The sequence below is a fragment of the Methanofastidiosum sp. genome (assembly GCA_013178285.1).
Lineage (GTDB): Archaea > Methanobacteriota_B > Thermococci > Methanofastidiosales > Methanofastidiosaceae > Methanofastidiosum.
On sequence record JABLXD010000002.1, the window covers coordinates 137,403 to 156,383 of the forward strand.

At 34.2% G+C, this 18,981-nt stretch carries 22 protein-coding genes; 7 read left to right on the forward strand and 15 right to left on the reverse strand.

The features are described from left to right. The first annotated feature begins 27 nt into the window (after positions 1 to 27). A complete protein-coding gene (locus tag HPY60_02275) occupies positions 28 to 1,122 on the forward strand; it encodes a tRNA (guanine(10)-N(2))-dimethyltransferase (GenBank protein NPV50008.1) in 1,095 nt (364 codons plus the stop codon). Beyond that, positions 1,115 to 1,666 carry a hypothetical protein gene (locus HPY60_02280; GenBank protein ID NPV50009.1) on the forward strand — a complete coding sequence of 184 codons (552 nt, stop codon included), beginning with the start codon at positions 1,115 to 1,117 and terminating at the stop codon, positions 1,664 to 1,666. The genes HPY60_02275 and HPY60_02280 overlap by 8 nt, the downstream gene beginning before the upstream one ends. Before the next feature lies 1 nt (position 1,667). Here HPY60_02280 and HPY60_02285 read toward each other — a convergent pair whose 3' ends face one another. From HPY60_02285 to HPY60_02295, 3 genes are all read right to left on the reverse strand, one after another. Then, on the reverse strand, positions 1,668 to 2,159 hold the full coding sequence (locus HPY60_02285) for a ferredoxin:glutaredoxin reductase (GenBank protein ID NPV50010.1): 492 nt from the start codon (positions 2,157 to 2,159) through the stop codon (positions 1,668 to 1,670). A gap of 11 nt (positions 2,160 to 2,170) precedes the next feature. Then, complete coding sequence (locus HPY60_02290; GenBank protein ID NPV50011.1) at positions 2,171 to 2,455, reverse strand: glutaredoxin family protein; 285 nt, start codon at positions 2,453 to 2,455, stop codon at positions 2,171 to 2,173. 80 nt (positions 2,456 to 2,535) lie between these two features. Beyond that, a complete protein-coding gene (locus tag HPY60_02295; GenBank protein ID NPV50012.1) occupies positions 2,536 to 3,666 on the reverse strand; it encodes a DUF763 domain-containing protein in 1,131 nt (376 codons plus the stop codon). Positions 3,667 to 3,906: 240 nt separating this feature from the next. On the opposite strand from HPY60_02295, the gene crtI reads away from it, so the two are divergent. The 4 genes from crtI to HPY60_02315 are packed head-to-tail and all read left to right on the forward strand — an operon-like array spanning position 3,907 to position 8,573. Beyond that, positions 3,907 to 5,379, forward strand: coding sequence for a phytoene desaturase (gene crtI, locus HPY60_02300; protein ID NPV50013.1), 1,473 nt, complete (start codon positions 3,907 to 3,909; stop codon positions 5,377 to 5,379). An 11-nt stretch (positions 5,380 to 5,390) separates the two neighbouring features. Beyond that, on the forward strand, positions 5,391 to 6,269 hold the full coding sequence (locus HPY60_02305) for a phytoene/squalene synthase family protein (protein NPV50014.1): 879 nt from the start codon (positions 5,391 to 5,393) through the stop codon (positions 6,267 to 6,269). A 14-nt stretch (positions 6,270 to 6,283) separates the two neighbouring features. Then, positions 6,284 to 7,135, forward strand: a complete 852-nt coding sequence (locus tag HPY60_02310) for a prenyltransferase (GenBank protein NPV50015.1) — start codon at positions 6,284 to 6,286, stop codon at positions 7,133 to 7,135. A 55-nt stretch (positions 7,136 to 7,190) separates the two neighbouring features. Further along, the gene (locus tag HPY60_02315) at positions 7,191 to 8,573 is read left to right on the forward strand and encodes an MFS transporter (GenBank protein ID NPV50016.1); all 1,383 of its coding nucleotides are present in this window, start codon (positions 7,191 to 7,193) and stop codon (positions 8,571 to 8,573) included. On the opposite strand, the gene HPY60_02320 is transcribed toward HPY60_02315, so the two are convergent. Both HPY60_02320 and HPY60_02325 read right to left on the reverse strand, forming a co-directional pair. After that, the gene (locus tag HPY60_02320) at positions 8,570 to 9,610 is read right to left on the reverse strand and encodes a DUF354 domain-containing protein (GenBank protein ID NPV50017.1); all 1,041 of its coding nucleotides are present in this window, start codon (positions 9,608 to 9,610) and stop codon (positions 8,570 to 8,572) included. The genes HPY60_02315 and HPY60_02320 overlap by 4 nt on opposite strands. A gap of 181 nt (positions 9,611 to 9,791) precedes the next feature. Further along, complete coding sequence (locus HPY60_02325) at positions 9,792 to 10,058, reverse strand: MoaD/ThiS family protein (protein ID NPV50018.1); 267 nt, start codon at positions 10,056 to 10,058, stop codon at positions 9,792 to 9,794. Positions 10,059 to 10,264: 206 nt separating this feature from the next. Here HPY60_02325 and HPY60_02330 point away from each other — a divergent pair, with 206 nt between their 5' ends. Next, a complete protein-coding gene (locus HPY60_02330; GenBank protein NPV50019.1) occupies positions 10,265 to 11,095 on the forward strand; it encodes a TIGR00266 family protein in 831 nt (276 codons plus the stop codon). A 19-nt stretch (positions 11,096 to 11,114) separates the two neighbouring features. Here HPY60_02330 and HPY60_02335 read toward each other — a convergent pair whose 3' ends face one another. From HPY60_02335 to HPY60_02380, 10 genes are all read right to left on the reverse strand, one after another. After that, a complete protein-coding gene (locus HPY60_02335; protein NPV50020.1) occupies positions 11,115 to 11,426 on the reverse strand; it encodes a hypothetical protein in 312 nt (103 codons plus the stop codon). Positions 11,427 to 11,430: 4 nt separating this feature from the next. Next, a complete protein-coding gene (locus HPY60_02340) occupies positions 11,431 to 13,116 on the reverse strand; it encodes a DEAD/DEAH box helicase (protein ID NPV50021.1) in 1,686 nt (561 codons plus the stop codon). Positions 13,117 to 13,204: 88 nt separating this feature from the next. Next, complete coding sequence (locus tag HPY60_02345; protein NPV50022.1) at positions 13,205 to 13,603, reverse strand: hypothetical protein; 399 nt, start codon at positions 13,601 to 13,603, stop codon at positions 13,205 to 13,207. Next, positions 13,578 to 13,889, reverse strand: coding sequence for a winged helix-turn-helix transcriptional regulator (locus HPY60_02350; protein NPV50023.1), 312 nt, complete (start codon positions 13,887 to 13,889; stop codon positions 13,578 to 13,580). Before HPY60_02350 ends, HPY60_02345 begins: the two co-directional genes overlap by 26 nt. 166 nt (positions 13,890 to 14,055) lie before the next feature. Beyond that, entirely contained in the window at positions 14,056 to 15,309 is a 1,254-nt protein-coding gene (gene larA / locus HPY60_02355; protein ID NPV50024.1) for a nickel-dependent lactate racemase, read from the reverse strand. Between the two features lie 10 nt (positions 15,310 to 15,319). Beyond that, positions 15,320 to 15,670, reverse strand: coding sequence for a hypothetical protein (locus HPY60_02360; protein ID NPV50025.1), 351 nt, complete (start codon positions 15,668 to 15,670; stop codon positions 15,320 to 15,322). After that, positions 15,670 to 16,875, reverse strand: a complete 1,206-nt coding sequence (locus HPY60_02365) for a PLP-dependent aminotransferase family protein (GenBank protein NPV50026.1) — start codon at positions 16,873 to 16,875, stop codon at positions 15,670 to 15,672. The genes HPY60_02360 and HPY60_02365 overlap by 1 nt, the downstream gene beginning before the upstream one ends. A gap of 13 nt (positions 16,876 to 16,888) precedes the next feature. Then, positions 16,889 to 17,902, reverse strand: a complete 1,014-nt coding sequence (locus HPY60_02370) for an AI-2E family transporter (GenBank protein ID NPV50027.1) — start codon at positions 17,900 to 17,902, stop codon at positions 16,889 to 16,891. A 39-nt stretch (positions 17,903 to 17,941) separates the two neighbouring features. Beyond that, the gene (locus HPY60_02375; protein ID NPV50028.1) at positions 17,942 to 18,574 is read right to left on the reverse strand and encodes a V-type ATP synthase subunit D; all 633 of its coding nucleotides are present in this window, start codon (positions 18,572 to 18,574) and stop codon (positions 17,942 to 17,944) included. Next, on the reverse strand, positions 18,546 to 18,981 hold a 436-nt coding region (locus HPY60_02380), incomplete at its 5' end, for a V-type ATP synthase subunit B (protein NPV50029.1). The genes HPY60_02375 and HPY60_02380, both read right to left, overlap by 29 nt.

Sequence of the window (18,981 nt, forward strand, 5' to 3'; positions counted from 1 at the left end):
AAATGAAACTATATTAAGCTATAATTAATGGAGTTATGCGAATTCACTGAAGGCAAGGCCAAAATAGAGGTCCCAAAATTTGAAAAGGTCACTGCGAAGACTCCAGTTTTTTACAACCCTAAAATGGCATTTTCAAGAGATATCTCTGTCTCAGTTATGAATACAATCAAGCTAAAAGAATCGGGCAAAGTAATTGACGGCCTTTCAGGTTCTGGTATAAGGGGTATCCGGTATATCCTAGAATCAAATTCAGATGTTTATTTCAATGACCATAATCCTGCAGCGACAAGACTTATTGAAAAAAATCTTAAGTTAAATTCACTAGAAGCGCTAATAACAAAATCAGATTTTAACCACGTATACGGGAAGTTTGAAGTTGTCGATATTGACCCTTTTGGCTCTCCTGTAAGATTTCTAGATGGGGCATTTAGGATACTAAAAAATGATTCCTACCTATTCCTAACTGCAACAGATACTTCTGCATTGACAGGTGCCCATGTATCTTCATGCAAAAGAAAGTACGATTCAAAACCATTGAAATGCAGTTTTACTCATGAGCTTGCAGTAAGGATACTTATTGGAAAAGTCGCTAGGAATGCAGCAAAATACAATCTAGCGGTAAGGCCATTATTATCCTATACTAAAGAACATTTTATCAGAGCTTATTTTGAAGTTAAATATGGAAAGGAGCGAACAAACAAAACGTTGGATAATCTTGGATTTGCAATAAACTGCAAATGTGGGTTCAGAGAGGTTACGGATTCTTATATTCCAGTTTGCCCAAGCTGTGGTGAAAAAATATCTTTTTCACACCCAATATGGACATCAAGTATAAAGGATACGAAGTTTGTTAGTGATTGCGTTAAGGAATATGAATCAAAAGAATTCCTAAGTAATAAACCGCTAGAACTATTGAAAGTAGTTGATGGCGAAATTGATGTGCCTCTATTTTATGACATTCACGAGCTTTCCCATATTTATAAGGTCAAAATCCCAAAGACAGAAGAAATGATTAAAAAGTTAAAAGAGTTGGGATTTGATGCGTCGGCCACCCATTTCTCCCCAGTGTCTGTTAAAACAAATGCCGATATTAAGGATGTGTTGAGGTGCATAAATGGATAAAATAACTTTTGGCAAAATTCTTATTATTATTTCAATAATTGGGTTGGTATTCTCTATCTCGATATCTTCTTTTACGTTAATTAGATTAAATAATGTCTATGAAACGACATCACCTCTTTTTGATAAAGTAGATTTGATAAAAGGCCATATAGAAAATTTTGATTCCAATCTAGAGGAATTTAATATTTATCTCAAAGATATTGACACGAAAGAATACATGCAAAAACTATCAAACATAAAATCCTTTGTCGGCACTCTGAATTCACTAGGGCTTGGAGGATTAGTTTCCGGGATAGATGAAGACATAGATAGATTTGGGGCAATAATAAACAATATTGAAGAACTAAAATTAAATCTAGAATCTGCCAGGGATGATTTTTCAGAAATAAAGTCCTCTCTTGCAGGGTATGAAGATGTAAAGCAAAGCATAATCGGGTTTGTAAGAACTCTTAGATTGTATGTTCTTGGGATGATGATTTACACTATCATTTTAAATGGAATAATGCTTTATGCGGGGTACTATCTATTAAAATCAAAAGAATAATTTATAAAAATCTTTCAAATCTATCTTTCTTGACTTTGCATATTGGACAAACTTCAGGCGGCTCATCTCTAGCGCATAAGTAACCGCATACTTTACATCGCCAGACGGGATATTTCAAAGTGCTTATAGTTTCAACTTTGCCCTCTGTCATTTTTTTTCTTTCTTCTTCCGGAGGTCTTCTTTCAGGAATAGAACCTAGTTCTTTCTTTCCATTCAAAATATCTTGTGAAACATACAGTGCGCAGTAACAAGTTCCATGCTCATCAAGATCTGGATCTCTGTAATCGCAGGGACATATTATATCAAGATCCTCTTGCTTTACGCCACTAGAAATTCTGCAAGGGCAAGCTTGGTAGCCATATCTGTCCTCGTTTACTATGAGCCCCCTTACAAGTTTTTTTGTAAAGTCTATATCTGAATTTAAGTGATAGCCACCTGCTTCTGCATCCTTTTTTAATTTGTCATATAATTTGTTAATTCTCTCTTCAGGCATCTCTTCGTACATTAAGATAAAGCCTCCTTTATCTCGGCCTCTTTGAATCCAACTATAACCTTATCATTGTTAATTACAAGTGTTGGGAATGAGCAATTTTTGTTGTATTTTTTTACTTCGTCTATGGCGTATTGCTTTGTATCTCCTTGTAATAAATCGACAAAAACAAAATTGAAGTCAACTCCTAATTCCTTTAAAAGATCTTTTGTTTTCCCACACCAAACGCAAGTACTGAGTGCATATAGTTTTACATCTCCCTTCTTTTCCCCATTGACATGTTCGAAAGTTAATTCCATTTTAAAACCTCTTTAATATTTAATAATAATACACTTGAATATTTAAACTATACCTTTATTTTTTATTAATCTGGAATAGATTAATTTTCGACGTATGGCCCTAAAAACATTTTAAGATTTTTAAGTGATTTAATTTTATCTTCATTTCCAATCTTAGCTTCTTTTATAGTGTTAGATAGAACTTCTGCTGCATCTTCCATTCCTTTTCTGTTAACGGGTCTTGGCACACCATCTTTACCTCCAAATGCAAAAGAATATTTGACTGGATCCTTCCAAGAAAGAGGAGTTCCATAAATAAGCTCTGAAACTAGTGCTAATCCCTTTACTGTAGATCGCCCCATGCCCTTGAAAGCAAGTATGTCCTCAAAGTTCTTTAAATCAGATTCATAAATGTCTCTCAAAATATCCCAGTTCACTCTTTTAGGGAGGATAGACACTTCTATTTTGGGGCCTATAGGACTTACCGAGTTACCCTCCATGTAAGACATTAAAGAAGTCTGATTTTTATCGATTAATGATTCAATTAATCTTCGAACTCTTTCAGGACCTTCATTAATTATATCCGGAATTAATTCTCTTGTTTCGGTGCTAGTTTTAGAAGTAAGGTCCAGTGTTTTTGTCTTTACTATGTCTGAGACGATACCAGAATGGGGCTCATCAATATAGTTGTCAATTTCGTTTGACCAGTGATATCTCCTTGCATATCCTCCCTCTACATTCAGCCCTTGTTGTACAACACTCCACTTCCCCTTATCAGAAAAAATAGTGACATGATGGTATAGATCAAATCCATCTTGAATTGCTGCGCTGTCCACTTTTGCTGTGATTTTACTTGTATACTGTAGTTCCTCTATTTTTTTACTTGAGAGTCCGAATTGCGTGCCGATGGACTCAATATCGGAGAAAGTATTTTTTGAATGTTTTCCCTTGCCCCCTGCAAACCCAATTCCATATTCTTTGGGATCAATGGCACTTTTTAGTACCCCTGTTAGAACGGTAGTCGTTCCAGAGGAATGCCAGTCAAATGCTAGCATACAGGACAGTGCTTGAAAAAAGAAAGGGTCGGATAATCTCTTCAATACGCCTTCGGTCCCATGCTCATAGATAAGGATCTCAAATATAGGTTTTGAAAGTTTCTTCATTCTGTTTAAAAGCCAGTATGGTGCTTTGCCTCCGTGAAGTGGTAGGTCCATGGAGCCCGAATGCTTCATGTTAAACTATTATTATATTATCAAGATAAGGTTTTAGAGCGTATTTGTATTTAGTGTTAATCTATCATAATCTATTGGCAACAAAGAAATTATTATAAAATAATAAAAATTTAACTTATAAAAAATAAAGGGATTAAATATTGATTTTTATTTAATAATAGTTATTCTTTTATTAAATAGAAGAAGAGTATAGTTTGGATATTAATATATATTATAAAACACTATAATTAATGGGATATTATGAAAATTGTTGTTGTTGGAACTGGTTTTGGTGGTCTTTCTGCAGCAGCTTTGCTAGCAAAAAATGGTTTTGATGTAACCGTGCTAGAAAAGAATGACCATCCAGGGGGAAGGGCTAGTGTTTACAGTGAAAAGAAGTTTTATTTTGATATGGGCCCTTCTTGGTATTTAATGCCAGACGTATTTGAAAATTTCTATGCTCAGTTTGGTAAAAAACCAGAAGATTTCTTTGAATTAAAAAAACTTGATCCTTCCTATAGAATATATTTTGGAGGAGAAAAAGTTATTGATATCTCTGCAGATCTAGAAAAGAATTTTGCCCTCTTTGATACATTTGAAAAAGATGGCGGTAAAAAATTACAGAAGTACTTAGAATCTGCAGGGAAGATGTATGAAGTCTCAATAAAGGAACTAATGTACAGGGATTATCGTACTATCTTTGATTTTATGGATCCAAAATTAATGTCCCAAGGACTTAAGCTTAATCTTCTTGATAATCTTGATAAATTTGTTAGCAAACATTTCGAAAGCGATGAAGCAAAAAAGATAGTTGAATACTCAATAGGTTTTCTAGGAAGCTCTCCACATAACACACCTTCATTCTACCACATCATGTCTCATATTGACCTTACCCTCGGAGTTTGGTATCCAGAGGGCGGTATGAGGAAAGTTGCAGATTCTGTTTATAGGCTTGCAATGTCATACGGTGCTAAATTCCACTTTGATGAACCTGTAGTGAAGATAGAAGTTGAAGATAAAAAAGCTACAAGAGTTATTACAGGTAAGAACTCATACAATGCAGATTTGGTAATTGTCAACGCAGATTATGCTCATGCAGAACTTGATTTAATTGATAGAGAATATAATACTTATTCGGAGCAGTACTGGGATAAGAGAGTTATGGCGCCTTCTGCTTTAGTTGCTTATGTCGGCGTTGATAAAAAATTCGACGAACTGGCCCACCACACCCTTTTCTTAGACAAAGATTGGTCAAAAGGTTTTGATACTCTATTTGACCCTAAGAAAGCTGCATGGCCAGAAAATCCATCTTACTATGTTAACGTACCCTCAAAGACAGACACAACTGCAGCCCCAAAAGGAATGGATACTCTATTCATCCTAGTTCCACTAGCGCCCGGACTAAAAGACACCCCAGAAATGAGAGAGCAATTCTACAACAAAATAATGGATAATCTTGAAAAAACAATAGGTCAGAATATCAGAGACCATATTGTTGTTAAGAGAATATTTGCTTTGACAGATTTCAAAGAAAGATATAATGCCTATAAAGGCACTGCTTTAGGCCTTTCTCACACAATGATGCAAACAGCATTGTTTAGGCCTTCTCACAAGAGTAAGAAAGTAAAAAATCTATATTACTCAGGCCATTACACACACCCAGGTATAGGTGTTCCAATGACATTGATATCTTCACAAATAGTGGCAGAGGAGATAATTAAAGAATATAAATAATGTGAAGGATTATGGTAGATAAAACACTTTATTCAATTTTTAAAGGTGGAAGTAAGACGTACTTTTATAGTACTATATTCTTCCCGGAAAGAGCAAAAGAAGACGTATTTAAACTGTATAGTTTCGTTAGAAAAGCTGACGATTTAGTAGATTCAATACCACAGCAAACTCAAGAGTTCTATGAATTCAAAGATAAATATCATGAAGCACTGAAAGGCGATGTAACTGGAGATGTGGTCATTGACTCATTTGTCGAAGTTTCGGCGAGGAAGAACTTTGAACCAAAATGGGCTGATGCATTCTTAAATTCAATGGAGATGGATATTACTAAATCTACTTACAAGAATCTTGATGAATTAATGGTTTATCTTTATGGATCATCAGAAGTCATAGGCCTATTCATGGCGAGAATTTTAGACCTGCATGAATATTCCTTTACTGCAGCCAGAAATCTTGGCAGGGCGATGCAATTTATCAATTTCATAAGGGATATTTCTGAAGATTTAGTATTGGGAAGAGTTTATTTCTCTCAAGAAGACCTTGAAGAGTTCAAACTACCAAGCTTAGAGCTTAAGGATACAAAGGCAAGGCCCAATGAATTTAAGGCATTTATACAAAAGCAGTTGGATACTTACTTTGATTGGCAAAAAAAGGCTGAAGAAGGATTTGCATATATCCCTAAGAGATATCTTATACCAATAAAAACTGCATCGGATATGTACAACTGGACAGGCAGAACAATAAGCAAAGATCCATTTATAGTTTACAAGAAAAAAGTAAAACCAACTATTTCAAGAATAGTATCAACAATAGCGTATAACGCAATTCTCTTAAGGGAAAGTGACCAGCTAAAAGACCTTAGACTTACACTTAATTATCTCTCTGAATAGAGGGGGATAATTTGATAAATTCATTGAAATTAGTTTTTAAAATTTCAAGATTCAGATTCTGGATTTATACTGGTGGAACTTACGTTGTAGGCTATGCCTTAGGATTCAACAATATTTTTGACTTTTTTAGAATCAATTATTATGTATATCTGATCTATTTTTTTCTTTTAGCAAATATTTTCATATACGGTGTTAATGATTACTGGGACAAAGAAACTGACAAAAACAATCCGAAAAAAGAAGAAAAGGAACACAGAGTAGAGGATAAGGAAAGAAAAGGTCTACTCAGGACTTTATATTTTGTAGGATTAGTAAGCATAGTATTAATGATCTTCCAAGACAATATAGAAAGAATACTCTTCTTGATATTCCTATTTTTGTCCTATTTTTACAGTGCAAAGCCTCTAAGATTTAAACAGGTTCCATTCCTAGATTTCTCTTCAAATTACTTGTATGTAATGCCAGGAATTTTTAGTTATTATATGGCTAGTAAAACATTGCCTCCGTTTATTTTTATGATTGGTTCATTCTTCCACATAGCTGCTATGCACATTTTCTCCGCTATACCTGACATAAAATATGACAAAGAAGCAGGAATTACTACTACACCTGTCTTCATAAAAGAAAAGGCATCTCTCCTATTATGTCTTATATTCTGGATCGCCTTATCTGCCATAGTGATAGTTTCAGCTGGATACAATCCATTAAGCTATCTAGTTCTTTTATATCCTCTCTTTCCAAGTTTATTGCTAATTAAAAAGGAACTGAAGATTGAAAAATTGTACTGGTATTTACCGTATGTTAATACAAGTCTCGGCGGCCTACTATTTACTTCACTTGTAGTATACAAAACATTTTTTATTTAGTTAAATTTAAATTGTAATCATTAAATCTTAAGTATATTAAATTAGAGGGAATTTTATGGAAGAAAATCACAATAATCAATTTATTCTGATCGTCGCATCTTTAGCTTCTTTTATAACAGCTTTTATGGGATCATCCATAAACATTGCGTTACCTGCAATTGGTAATGAATTTAACATTGATGCAGTTTTATTGAGTTGGGTCTCAACATCTTATTTGTTAGCTGCGGCAATATCTTTAGTTCCCACAGGAAGATTGGCAGATCTTTATGGGAGAAAGAAAATATTTGCCTATGGTATTGTCATCTTCACTATAGCCACTCTGATTTCGGCAATCTCTAATTCTATTTCTTTACTTATGGTCTCGAGAGTCCTTACAGGGATAGGTGTTGGTATGGTTTTTGGAACAAGTGTTGCCATAGTTACCTCCGCATTTCCACTGAGTGAAAGGGGCAAGGCGATAGGATTTACAGTTTCAGCAGTTTACTTGGGCCTCTCAATGGGACCATTTATAGGCGGGATTCTGACACAAAATTTTGGATGGAGAAGTATTTTTGTTGCTAGTGTTCTGATGGGTGTAGTTACTACATTTGTTACAAGTTTTATTAAGGGCGAATGGGCAGAAGCTAGAAATGAAAGAATGGACTATGTTGGAACAGTAATCTATGCTTTGAGTCTCAGTATGGCAATCTATGGATTCTCCCTCCTACCCTCAATTCAAGGAGCAGGATTTATTTTAGGAGGAATTTTATTTATTTTGATATTTGTATATTGGGAAATTAGATTCGATAGCCCCATGTTAAATGTCAGGATATTTAGAAATAATAGGGGATTCACTTTTTCAAATTTGGCAGCTTTAATCCATTACAGTGCCACATTTGGAATAACATTTTTACTGAGTTTGTATCTGCAGTATATCAAGGATCTTGGGCCTCAAAAAGCAGGGGCAATCTTATTGGCTCAGCCTTTAGTAATGGCTATTTTTTCACCCTTTGCAGGTAGACTATCCGATAGAATAGAACCAAGGATAATCGCTACCACAGGTATGAGTATTACTTTTTTGGGATTGCTTATATTTTCATTCCTTAATCAGGAAACAAGTTTGATATTTATAATAATAAATTGTATTCTAGTTGGATTCGGATACGCCTTATTTTCTTCGCCCAATATGAACTCTATAATGAGTTGTGTTGAGAAAAGATTTTACGGCATAGCTTCCGCAATGGTTGGGACAATGAGGTTGATTGGCCAAATGTCAAGTATGGCTATTGCAATGGTAGTATTTGCAATAATAATCGGAAGAGTTGAAATTACACCGCAATACTACCCCAATTTCTTATCGGCCGTTAAAATTGCATTTACCATATTTACAGCATTATCATTTGTCGGGATATTTGCATCCTACTACAGAGGAAATATAAGAAAAAATACCAATCATTAGAGTCCTAGAGATTTGATTTCTCTTGAGATGACATCTATAGGATTTTCAAGTTTAGAAATTATTTTTTTATTTTTATCGTGATAGACATCTAAATTGTTGTCCTTCTCTATAAACTTAGTTATCTTCTCAGGATCTAATAAATGAATTTTGAGCCCCTGTTCTATCATTTTCTTTGTGACTGACAAAAGTTTTTCTGGATAAGTTGTAAGGGCCGGTGTGTTTAGGGCTATTGCTTCCCTATTCATGCTGCCTCCAGCACTTATAACAAGGTCAGAATATTTCATAAGGCTTAAGGCGTCAACAGGTTCTTCTGGCACGATAACATTATCATAATCAAAAACAGATTTCTGCTCTTCGAATCTTGGAAAGACCACAAACTGGAACTCCTTTAGAGATTTTGTTTTTTCGAGTATTGCCTTAATTATTGTTTTATCTTTGTTGCCATTGTAATAATTTGCCTTTACAGGTTCTGGCCTCATAACAATTGTAAATTTGTCCTCTGAAAGTCCCAATTGGGAGATAAAAGAATCATCATATTCAAAATCACTAACATTTGCAATCTCACAAAAACCATTAAAACGAATTACTTGACTTTCATCAACGCCATATCTCGTTATTTCTTCGAGAGGAATTGCATCAGGTGCAATAACTTTTGAAGATAAAGGCAACATAAGCTTATTCTGAGCAACTGCAGTTTCATTGTCTAATACACAAATTGAAGGGATCCCAAGCCCATATGATACTCTGGCACCTTCAACAGAATGTTTATATAATGCTAAATCAATATCTTCGCTATTAATTATCTCTGATAGTTCTAGAATCCTCTTTGAACTCTCAATTAGTTTTGATTTTTTACAGAAACCGCCATGCCTACCTACTACATTATGCTCTATTCCATGTAAATTCAATAAAGCGGATAGACCATCAAAATCCCTAGAGGTAACAAAAGTTTCGTGACCTTTTGCCTCAAAGGTCTTTATAATTCCTTTAAAAAAATTTACATGTGGCGTATTTGATATGTCAATCCATACTTTCATCTGTATCGAACTTCAATAATTTAATATATATTTTAAAGTTTCGGATATAATTGTTTCAGAAGGAAATAAAATAAACAATTTAATATCTTTAAATCATTAATAGGGCCCAATAATAGCTTATAACAATTCCTAAACTTATTAAATTCCTTTTTTCTCTATTAAAAGATAAAAAATAATAATTTTAGCCTCCATGTGCTGTAGCAAGTATTTTCAATGTCTCGCCAGATTTTATTTTTTCATCTATAGAAGTAAGCATTCTGTCTCCTGCCATAACAAGCATATATTCAGTGATTTTGCCATTTTGAATTGTAGCAGTTAAGAATTCTTTGTTGTATTTAGAAGATATATACTCGATTATTTCTTTGAAGGTCATTTGATCGCAATTTATATCAACTTCATTTATTCCTAACATGTCCCTATATTCGGCATATATTTTTACTTTAATCATGTTCAATCTATAAATCAGTAAATTTATATTCTTTTTAAATGTTTTGAAATCTTATTAAATAAATTCTGGGCTCTGATTTATAGATATTGTTAATAAATTTAAAATAATTGAGGATAATCTCCATATATAAATAAAATAATTTGAATATCCTAAATATTTCAAAAAGTATTTAAATACAAAAGAATTCATAGATGTTGGTGATTTCAATGACATTTTGTGCAAGTTGTGGTTCACAGAACCCAGATGGTAGCCAATTTTGTACTGGTTGCGGTGCTAAATTGGGGACTGGTGCCCCTGCAAATCCTGGATTTTCAGGAAGCAGTGGACAAGGATACGATTTTGAAATTAAAGACAGGCCTGTTTTTAGTATACTAAACATTAATCTGAAGAGTGGACAATCAATAGTTGCAGAAGCTGGTGCAATGGTGACTATGTCTCCCAACGTAAGTCTAAAGACTGAAATGAAGGGGGGAATCGGTGGAGCTTTAAAGAGGGGCGTTCTTGGTGGCGAATCTCTATTTATGAACACTTTTACTAGCAATGGACCAGGATCAATTAGTTTTGCCCCTGGGTACCCAGGAGATATAACACACATTAAAATGAAAGGAGAAACATGGTTCCTACAAGGAGGAGCTTACATGTGCTGTTCCCCAGAAATTACTATTGATACAAAGTTCCAAGGATTGAAAGGTTTAGTTTCTGGAGAAGGACTGTTCTTCCTAAAAGCTGAGGGGGTAGGAGATCTATTCATATCTAACTACGGATCTATAATTGAAAAAGAATTAAAAGGAGAATCTTTTAAAGTTGATACTGGTCACCTTGTCGCATTTTCCAGTGGAATTACTTATAATATAGAAAGAGTTGGAGGATGGAAATCCACAATCTTAAGCGGAGAAGGCCTTATTGCAAATGTATCTGGTAATGGAAAAGTATACATACAAACTAGATGTGCACAGGCTCTTGCTCAATGGCTTTTACCATTCATGCCCTCTGGTGGCGGAGCAGGCGGTGGCGGTTTTAAAATAGGCCTTGGATAAAATAAATAAAAATTTATTTTTATTCTTCTTTTTCTTCTAAATCTATTTTTACACTTTTCTTAATAGCAAATCCTGCTTCAGCTTCACATGCTTTTAATACACCGCATGGAACGGGGCATACCGCATGTAAAATATCCGCTTTTTGGTAAACAGGGTTTATGGGCATTTTTTTGAAAACTACATCTTTGTCTAAAGTCTCAATATCTTCGGCAAATTTTTGAACTAATTGGCATTTAGTTTCTATCTCAACTTTAAATCCAAGGCCTTTTCTTTTTACCTTCACTTTGTTGATAAATCCACAAGCTCCAGCATCAATTGTTCCTTCAATCATTTTATCACTTTAATATGGTATCCATGTTGTGATCATCGACTATAACATATTTATAGCCCTGTTCTGTTAAAAATATTTGTCTGTTTGAAGAATATTCCTGATCTCTTGTATCTTTAGTGACTATCGAATAAAACTTTGCAGAAGAACCATCTTTCTTTGGTCTTAGTATCCTTCCCAATCTCTGTGCTTCTTCCTGCCTTGATCCAAAAGTTCCTGAGACTTGAATGGCTACATTTGCGTCAGGTAGATCTATTGCAAAATTAGCTACTTTAGATACAACGAGGATATTTATATTGCCCTTTCTAAAATCAGAGTAAATTCTTTCTCTCTCTTTGTTTGGTATTTTACCTGTTATTAGTGGGGCTTTAAGAAATTCAGCAATCCTCTCAAGCTGTTCTATATACATACCAATTATAAGAATTCTATCATTTTTATGGTGCTCAATTATTCTCTTAACTATCTCATATTTGAAGGGATTTTCTGCAGCTATTCTATACTTGTTCCTATCATCGGACGTTGCGTATACTATCCTGGACTTTTCAGGCATGTGAACCCTAATCTCATAGCATATCGCCTCAGCGATCCATCCTTGTTGTTCAAGATTCTTCCAAGGCATGTCGAATTTCTTGGGCCCAATAAGACTGAATACATCCTTCTCTCTTCCGTCTTCTCTCACTAACGTTGCAGTTAAACCAAGCCTTCTCTTTGATTGTATATGTGCAGTTACTTGAAATACTGGCGCGGGCAGTAAATGAACTTCATCATAGATTATAAGGCCCCAGTTTTTCTTATCAAAAATATTGAAATGCGTAAACTCCTCATCCTTCTTGTTCCTATATGTTAGAATCTGATAAGTTGTTACAGTTATTTCTCTTATTTCCTTTACTTCTCCGGAATATTCGCCTATTTTGTCTGGAGTGATATCTGTTTTATCCAGTATTTCATCAATCCACTGCCTAACGGCAATGACGTTAGGACAAGTAATCAACGTATTGGTCTTAACTTTAGACATTACACCCATACCAATTACAGTCTTACCAGCACCACATGGGAGGACTATAGTTCCACTTCCTCCTTCTACCCCTCCCCCTCTATAGAATACATTTACTGCATCTTCTTGGTATTTTCTTAATTTGAAATCTATGCCGCTTTTTGTAGTACTTAAAAGATTAATTTCTAAATGATCGCCATCTTCATAACCTGCCAAATCGAGTGCAGGCCATCCAATTTTAATTAAATCCTGTTTTAAAAATCCTCTACTGTTGGCATCTACTCTAAGGGTATTGTTATCTATTGCATCAAGGACATATTTCTTAATACGTTCATTATTTTGAATTTCTTTAATAAGAAGATCATCTTGAGAAAAAAGAACTAGATCCTCATTGATCTTTTTTAAGGAAAGCCTGCCAAATCTTGACATTATATCTTTAATGTCAGTTATAACGTTGGATGGTATATCGTATCTTGAATATTTCAAAAGAATAGTGATAACTTCCTCACTCGTTAAGCCGGCTGCAGATGCATTCCAAAGTGAAAGGTCAGAAAGTCTATACGTATGTATATGCTCAGGACTTTTCTCAAGTTCGGAAAATCTTGAAATATCATCTCTAGCGTCTTCGTACAAGGGATTGGCTACCTCGAGGAACATCGACCTGTCTCCTTGTATGATTAAGGGTTTTGGCGCATCCATTAAAAATCACCATAATATTAATATTAATTTAATACAGTTTTTATAAAACTCTCTAACTAGCATTTAAAGGTTTTGGGTGGCTGTTAATTTACTTTGTTGTTAGATATACAAGTATAGCTAAAGCTATTGTTGTAAAAATATCAGGGAGTATTAAAAATGGTCCAAGACCAGTTGATTTGAACCCGCATATAGAGTGTAACAAGGGGCTTGAAGTTAAAATATGGACAAGAAATGCAAAGGAGAAAATTGTTAAGCCTAGGGAAAAGGGTGATTTTGTCTTTCTATAAATATTGGCATAAAGAACAAACACGGCTAAAATTAATCCAATATTAATTAAAGAAAGAGCGTATTTTAGTTGAAACATATACCCTTTCTCCCAAATGCTACAGGAAGGATATTCGCAAACTCCATTTTGAACTAATCTTTTTGGAATAAATCCTACCGCAGATAATGCTAAAGACTTATTTATTTTTAAATTCATTGTCATCTAACCCCATATTTTTGCAAATTTCATTAAAGTTATGAATATTTTTATCAAGTAACTCTGAAGGAAAATAAGTCTTCCCATATTTGTCTCCAACTACAGATAAAAGACCATTTTTCTCCAATATATTCAAATGATGCTGGACAGTTTTGTATTCTATACCTGTGGCAATAGAGATCCTGTTAGCATTTGAAGGGCTTGAAATTAGATACTTCAATATTAATGCCCTGTTTAAGCCACCTCTAGAACCTGCTATAAGCCAAAGGAGTATTTTTTTATCCTTGTCCATGTAACTCTAGTAAGCTCAATTTATTATGTTTATATGTTTATCTTTTGATTTATATTTTTGGATATGCCTTAGATGTTATTAATTTAAATTGAAACCAATGTTTATTTATAAAAGAATTTTCCGAAATTAATGCCCATTTATTCCCAAATCTAAAAAATAATAAAAATTAAACTAGAGGAACTGTAGAGCTTCCATCTAGAAAGACCAATACCTTAGCATCTTGGCCTTTTTTAGCCATTGCCTTGTCTATTGAATCTTGAAGTGAATTGTGTGGTGTTATAAAAATTTCTTCTAAAACTTTATCTTCAAGATCAGTTATTGCCCAGATCTCACCACATGTTACAAGTTCAGCAATTTTAGCGGCTTTATGGTATCCTAAAACATAATTCTGTTCAGTAGCTTTTATTACTTCATCAGGCGTATCGTTATTCTTAAGCAAATCATAGAATGTCTTGTCTCCTATCCCGTCTCTGCAACTTGAAACAAGAATTATGATGCCGCCATCTTTCAAAGCAAGTTTTGTGTTTTCTAATGCTTTCTGGGACTGATATAGACTAACATCCATTGGATAGGGGGCTACAGAAACTATTATGTCTGCTTTTCCCGGTACAGGAACACAAAACAATTTGTCAACTGCTTTGGCAGATTCATAAAGAATATCAATCATATCCCCCGCTTGTGCATCGAAGATGTTTCCTTCTCCGTCTGCAACGACATTAATTGCAAAGACGTTAGGTTTAATCTTCATTATCTCCCTTACAGCATCTTCCATATCATCATGAACAGGGTTGCCCTTTAATGATAAAGTTTTGGAGTTAGGAGATAGTGCATGTTTGTGATTTGCTGTAATTGTCTTAATCGATGATACCCCGGGTAAAAATGATTTTCTTGTACCGGTATAACCAGCAAAATAATGAGGCTCAGAAGATCCTATTGTAACTATTGCTTCGTTTTCCAATACTTTCTTATTAATAAAGAGTTCTGTACCTCTTTCTGTTTTTCCGATATACTGGAGAACTGCATCATTTCTAGAATCATGAACAGTTATTTTAGGTTTAAACTCATTATAATAAGGCCCAAAGATATTATTGAATTCCTCTTCTGTTGGAACCCTATGGGAGCCTGTTGCAATCATGAATTCTATTTTATGCATGTATGGTTTCATTATGGGGTAAATTGTATCCAATACCTTCTTAGTAGGAGTGGGTCTCTGACCATCATTAATCAAGAATAGTATGGATTTATGTTTATTTAAGAAATCGTTTAAAGGGATATTTTTTGTTGGATTTTCAATTGACTTTTTCAATACATTTTCCTTTGCTGAGCCTTTGACTTCTTTTGGCTCAACAATTCCTAGGAGATTTTTATCGGGTATTTCTACCAAAACATTTTCTTTCTTATATGGAATATTTATTTTCATTAATTCACCTTTAGAAGTATCCTATTCCGTCCATGGTGAGAGAAATGAACTTGTAGTCTTTTCCCATATCTTTTAGAAGTGAAAGTAAAGCCATATGTTCTTTACCAGAGCCTGAAATTAAATTAACATAGATCTCGTCACCAATATCTTTTGGAAGTCTATCTCTTATTGCATTTTTAATATTCTCAATCGGCATGGAAGGATTTACAACTATCCATTCTACATCTTTAGTCGGATTGAACTTTTCTCGACCAAAATCATTTGTTACAATTATAATTTTATCCCACTCTTCCGAGATTAGCCTTCCTACATGCCCCCATGTTCCCTTCCCAGTAGATATTAAAGCGACGAGTGTTTTCATCAAAGCCATCTCCTAATAACTTCAGAAAGTCTCTTAACGCCTAGGTTTATTTCTTCATCCTTTGGGAAGGAGAAATTCAATCTCATTGTATTTCTACCCAGAGTATCTTCTATATAGAATGCACTTCCAATGACATATGCAACATTAGAATTAATTGCATCTGTAAACATCTCTTTTGTATCCACATATTCGGGCAACTCTATCCAATTGAACATTCCACCTTCAGGTTTTGTCCACTTACATTCTTTTGGCATGTATTCATCTAATGAGGAAAGCATTACATCTCTTTTGACTTTATAGAAGTTCAATATTTTAACTAGATGTTTATCCAAGTAGTTTTGACAATAGACTGCAGCTATTCTCTGACCAAATGCATTTGTATGTAAGTCTACCGCCTGTTTTGCGATTACCATTTTCTTCATCAATTCTCCATTGCCTACTGCCCATGCAATTCTAAATCCTGGTGCAAGTATTTTAGAGAAAGTACCTAAATAAATTACCCTGCCTTCTGTATCGTATGACTTTATTGCTTTAAGATGTTCCCCTTCGTATCTCAGCTCACCATATGGATTATCCTCTATTACAACAAGATCATAGTCATTGGCAATTTTAATTATTTCTTTTCTCCTCTTTTCGCTTGTTGTGATGCCTGTAGGGTTTTGGAAGTTAGGAACTAAGTAAAGTAATTTGGGTTTCTTTCCATCCTCTTTTAGAGTCTCAAGAGTCTCGATTAATAAGTCAGTCCTTATCCCATCGTTATCTGATGGTACATCAACGAAGTCACATAGATATGATCTAAATGCACTTAAAGCGCCAAGGTAACTAGGTGCTTCAACTATAACAATGTCTCCAGGATTGATTAAAATCTTGGATACTAGGTCCAATCCTTGTTGAGATCCATGAGTTATTAAAATATCGTCTGGAGTGCAGGTAATTCCATAATTACACATCATCCCTGCAATATACTGTCTTAACTCAGGATCACCTTCAGTTAGACCATACTGCAAACCATTGTTATTCGAATTTAAAACATCGTTTGTAATCTTTTTTATTTCTTCCAATGGAAAAGTTTGTGGATTTGGGAGACCGCCTGCAAGTGAGATTATACCAGGTCTTTGAGTTAGCTTAAGAATCTCTCTAATCTCTGATGCCTTTACTCTCTTTGCAGTCTCTGAAAATATTGAATCGTCCATATAAATCAACATAAAGAAAGCGCTACTATAATTTAAAAAACTTTCTTTTAACTGTTGGTTCTTTAAAGATACCTTCGGCAAGACCTTTCAATAAACCAAGGATTATAGGCCCATATAAAATCCCAAGCGCTCCAAACATATAGGCTCCACCTAAAAATCCAACTAATACTATAAAGGGATGTAACTGTGCTTGATTGCCTCCAAGTTTTGGGAAAATATAGAAATTATAGAGTATAAAAAGAGCTACAACTCCATATAGTAATATTGCTAGACCTTGAACTATTTCTCCAACTAAAATGTAATAAAATCCAACAGGCAAGAATATGGTCCAAGGACCAACAACTGGCAAAAGGGCGGCCAATCCCGTTAATAAGCCCAAAAGAAATGAGTAAGGAACGCCTATTACTAAAAAACCGATTGTGGCAAGTAATGCTATGATCATTGCACTCATAACATTGGCATAAATCAAGCCATTGATCACAGTCCTAGTTGGACCAAGTATTTCAAGAATCTCTTTCTTGTAACGATCTGGAACTATTTTTTCAAAATAATTTTCAACTTTATCTTTTTCACTCAAAAAATAGAATAGGGAGAGGAATAGGACTACAACATTCATTAAAGTAAGGGGAAGTTGACCCATAGTGCTAGAAAAAAAATCAGAAATATTGATAATTTGGGGAAATGTTTCAGATATTAACCCATAGAAAGGGCTTGTTTTTACTTCTAAGCCTAATAGATCAAAGATTGTCGTTGGAGTTTCTTTTTCTAAAATTTGGGTAACAAACGTGAGTTGTTCTACAGCTTTATAGAATCCATACAGTAATGTAATTATGAATGGCGCAGATATAAACAAAGTTGTCAGCGCCGCTGACAAACTTCTCATTTTTAATTTTTTGTAAATAAAATTGTAAACGGGAGTAAATGCATATGAGAAAATCAATCCTCCGATTATACCTGGGATGATAGGATAGACAAGATAAATACCAAGAAGCAATATTGAAACTACAATTACTAATTTAATTAATGTAATTCTATCCATAAATATTATAATTGTATTCTTTTTTAAAACTTTATCTAATTAAGACCTTTTTTTGGATTTTTTATCTTTAATCATTTTAAGTCTGAAGGTATTTTCTCTCTCTAACTCTTCCAATCTAAACACAATGAATTTTTTTTCGGATTCTAATTTAGGGATAATTTTAGTATCGAGTGCATTTACTCTTCTCTTTGTAACTTCGATCTCATTTAATACTTTTTTTAGAGTTGATTCCGCCTCAACTGCTTTAGCCACATATTCAAGTACTTTTTCATATTCTTCAACTGTTTCATCTATCTTTGAAGAGGTAGATAATATACTATATCCTCTCTCTTTTATCTCTGTTTTAACGGATAAATCGGATATTTTTGGAACTTGTACCCCCATTATATTCTGCCCTTCTAAAAAAAATTCAGGAGTTCCTTTTTTTATAAGTGCACATGAAGCAACAGTTATTTCTCCTTCGAAGGCCAAAGTCATGCCCAGTAACTTTTTTGCAACTTCGTAACTTTCTTCAAGAGTTTCTTGAGCTTCTTTGGCCTCTTCAACCATATCAAAAAGTTTCATGACTAGGCCATCTCTTTTCTTTTTAAGGATTTTATACCCTGTATTAGAAAGTTTAATTTTTCTTCCTAATTTTATAAGTTCAGATCTCGTCGGTTTTATTTGAGGCATCCTTAAATCCCTTCATATACTTTTCAATTAATTCATCACTTACCCTCAATAGTTTATCTTCGGGCAATTTAGACAATATTTTCCAGGCGATATCAAGTGTATCTTCAATTTTTCTATTTTCATTAGAATTCTGTGCAACAAATAATCTTTCAAAATCGTCTGCGAATTCCAAGAATTGTTTGTCAGATTTAGAAAGAGATTCTTTACCTACAATTGAAACAAGCCCTCTTAGGTCTTTTCCTTCGGCATATGCTGCATAAAGTTGGTCTGAAACTGATTTGTGATCTTCCCTTGTCCTATCTTTACCAATTCCCTTACTCATTAATCTTGATAGAGAAGGAAGAACGTCTATTGGGGGGTATATACCCTTTCTTTGGAGATCTCTTGACACAATTATTTGGCCTTCT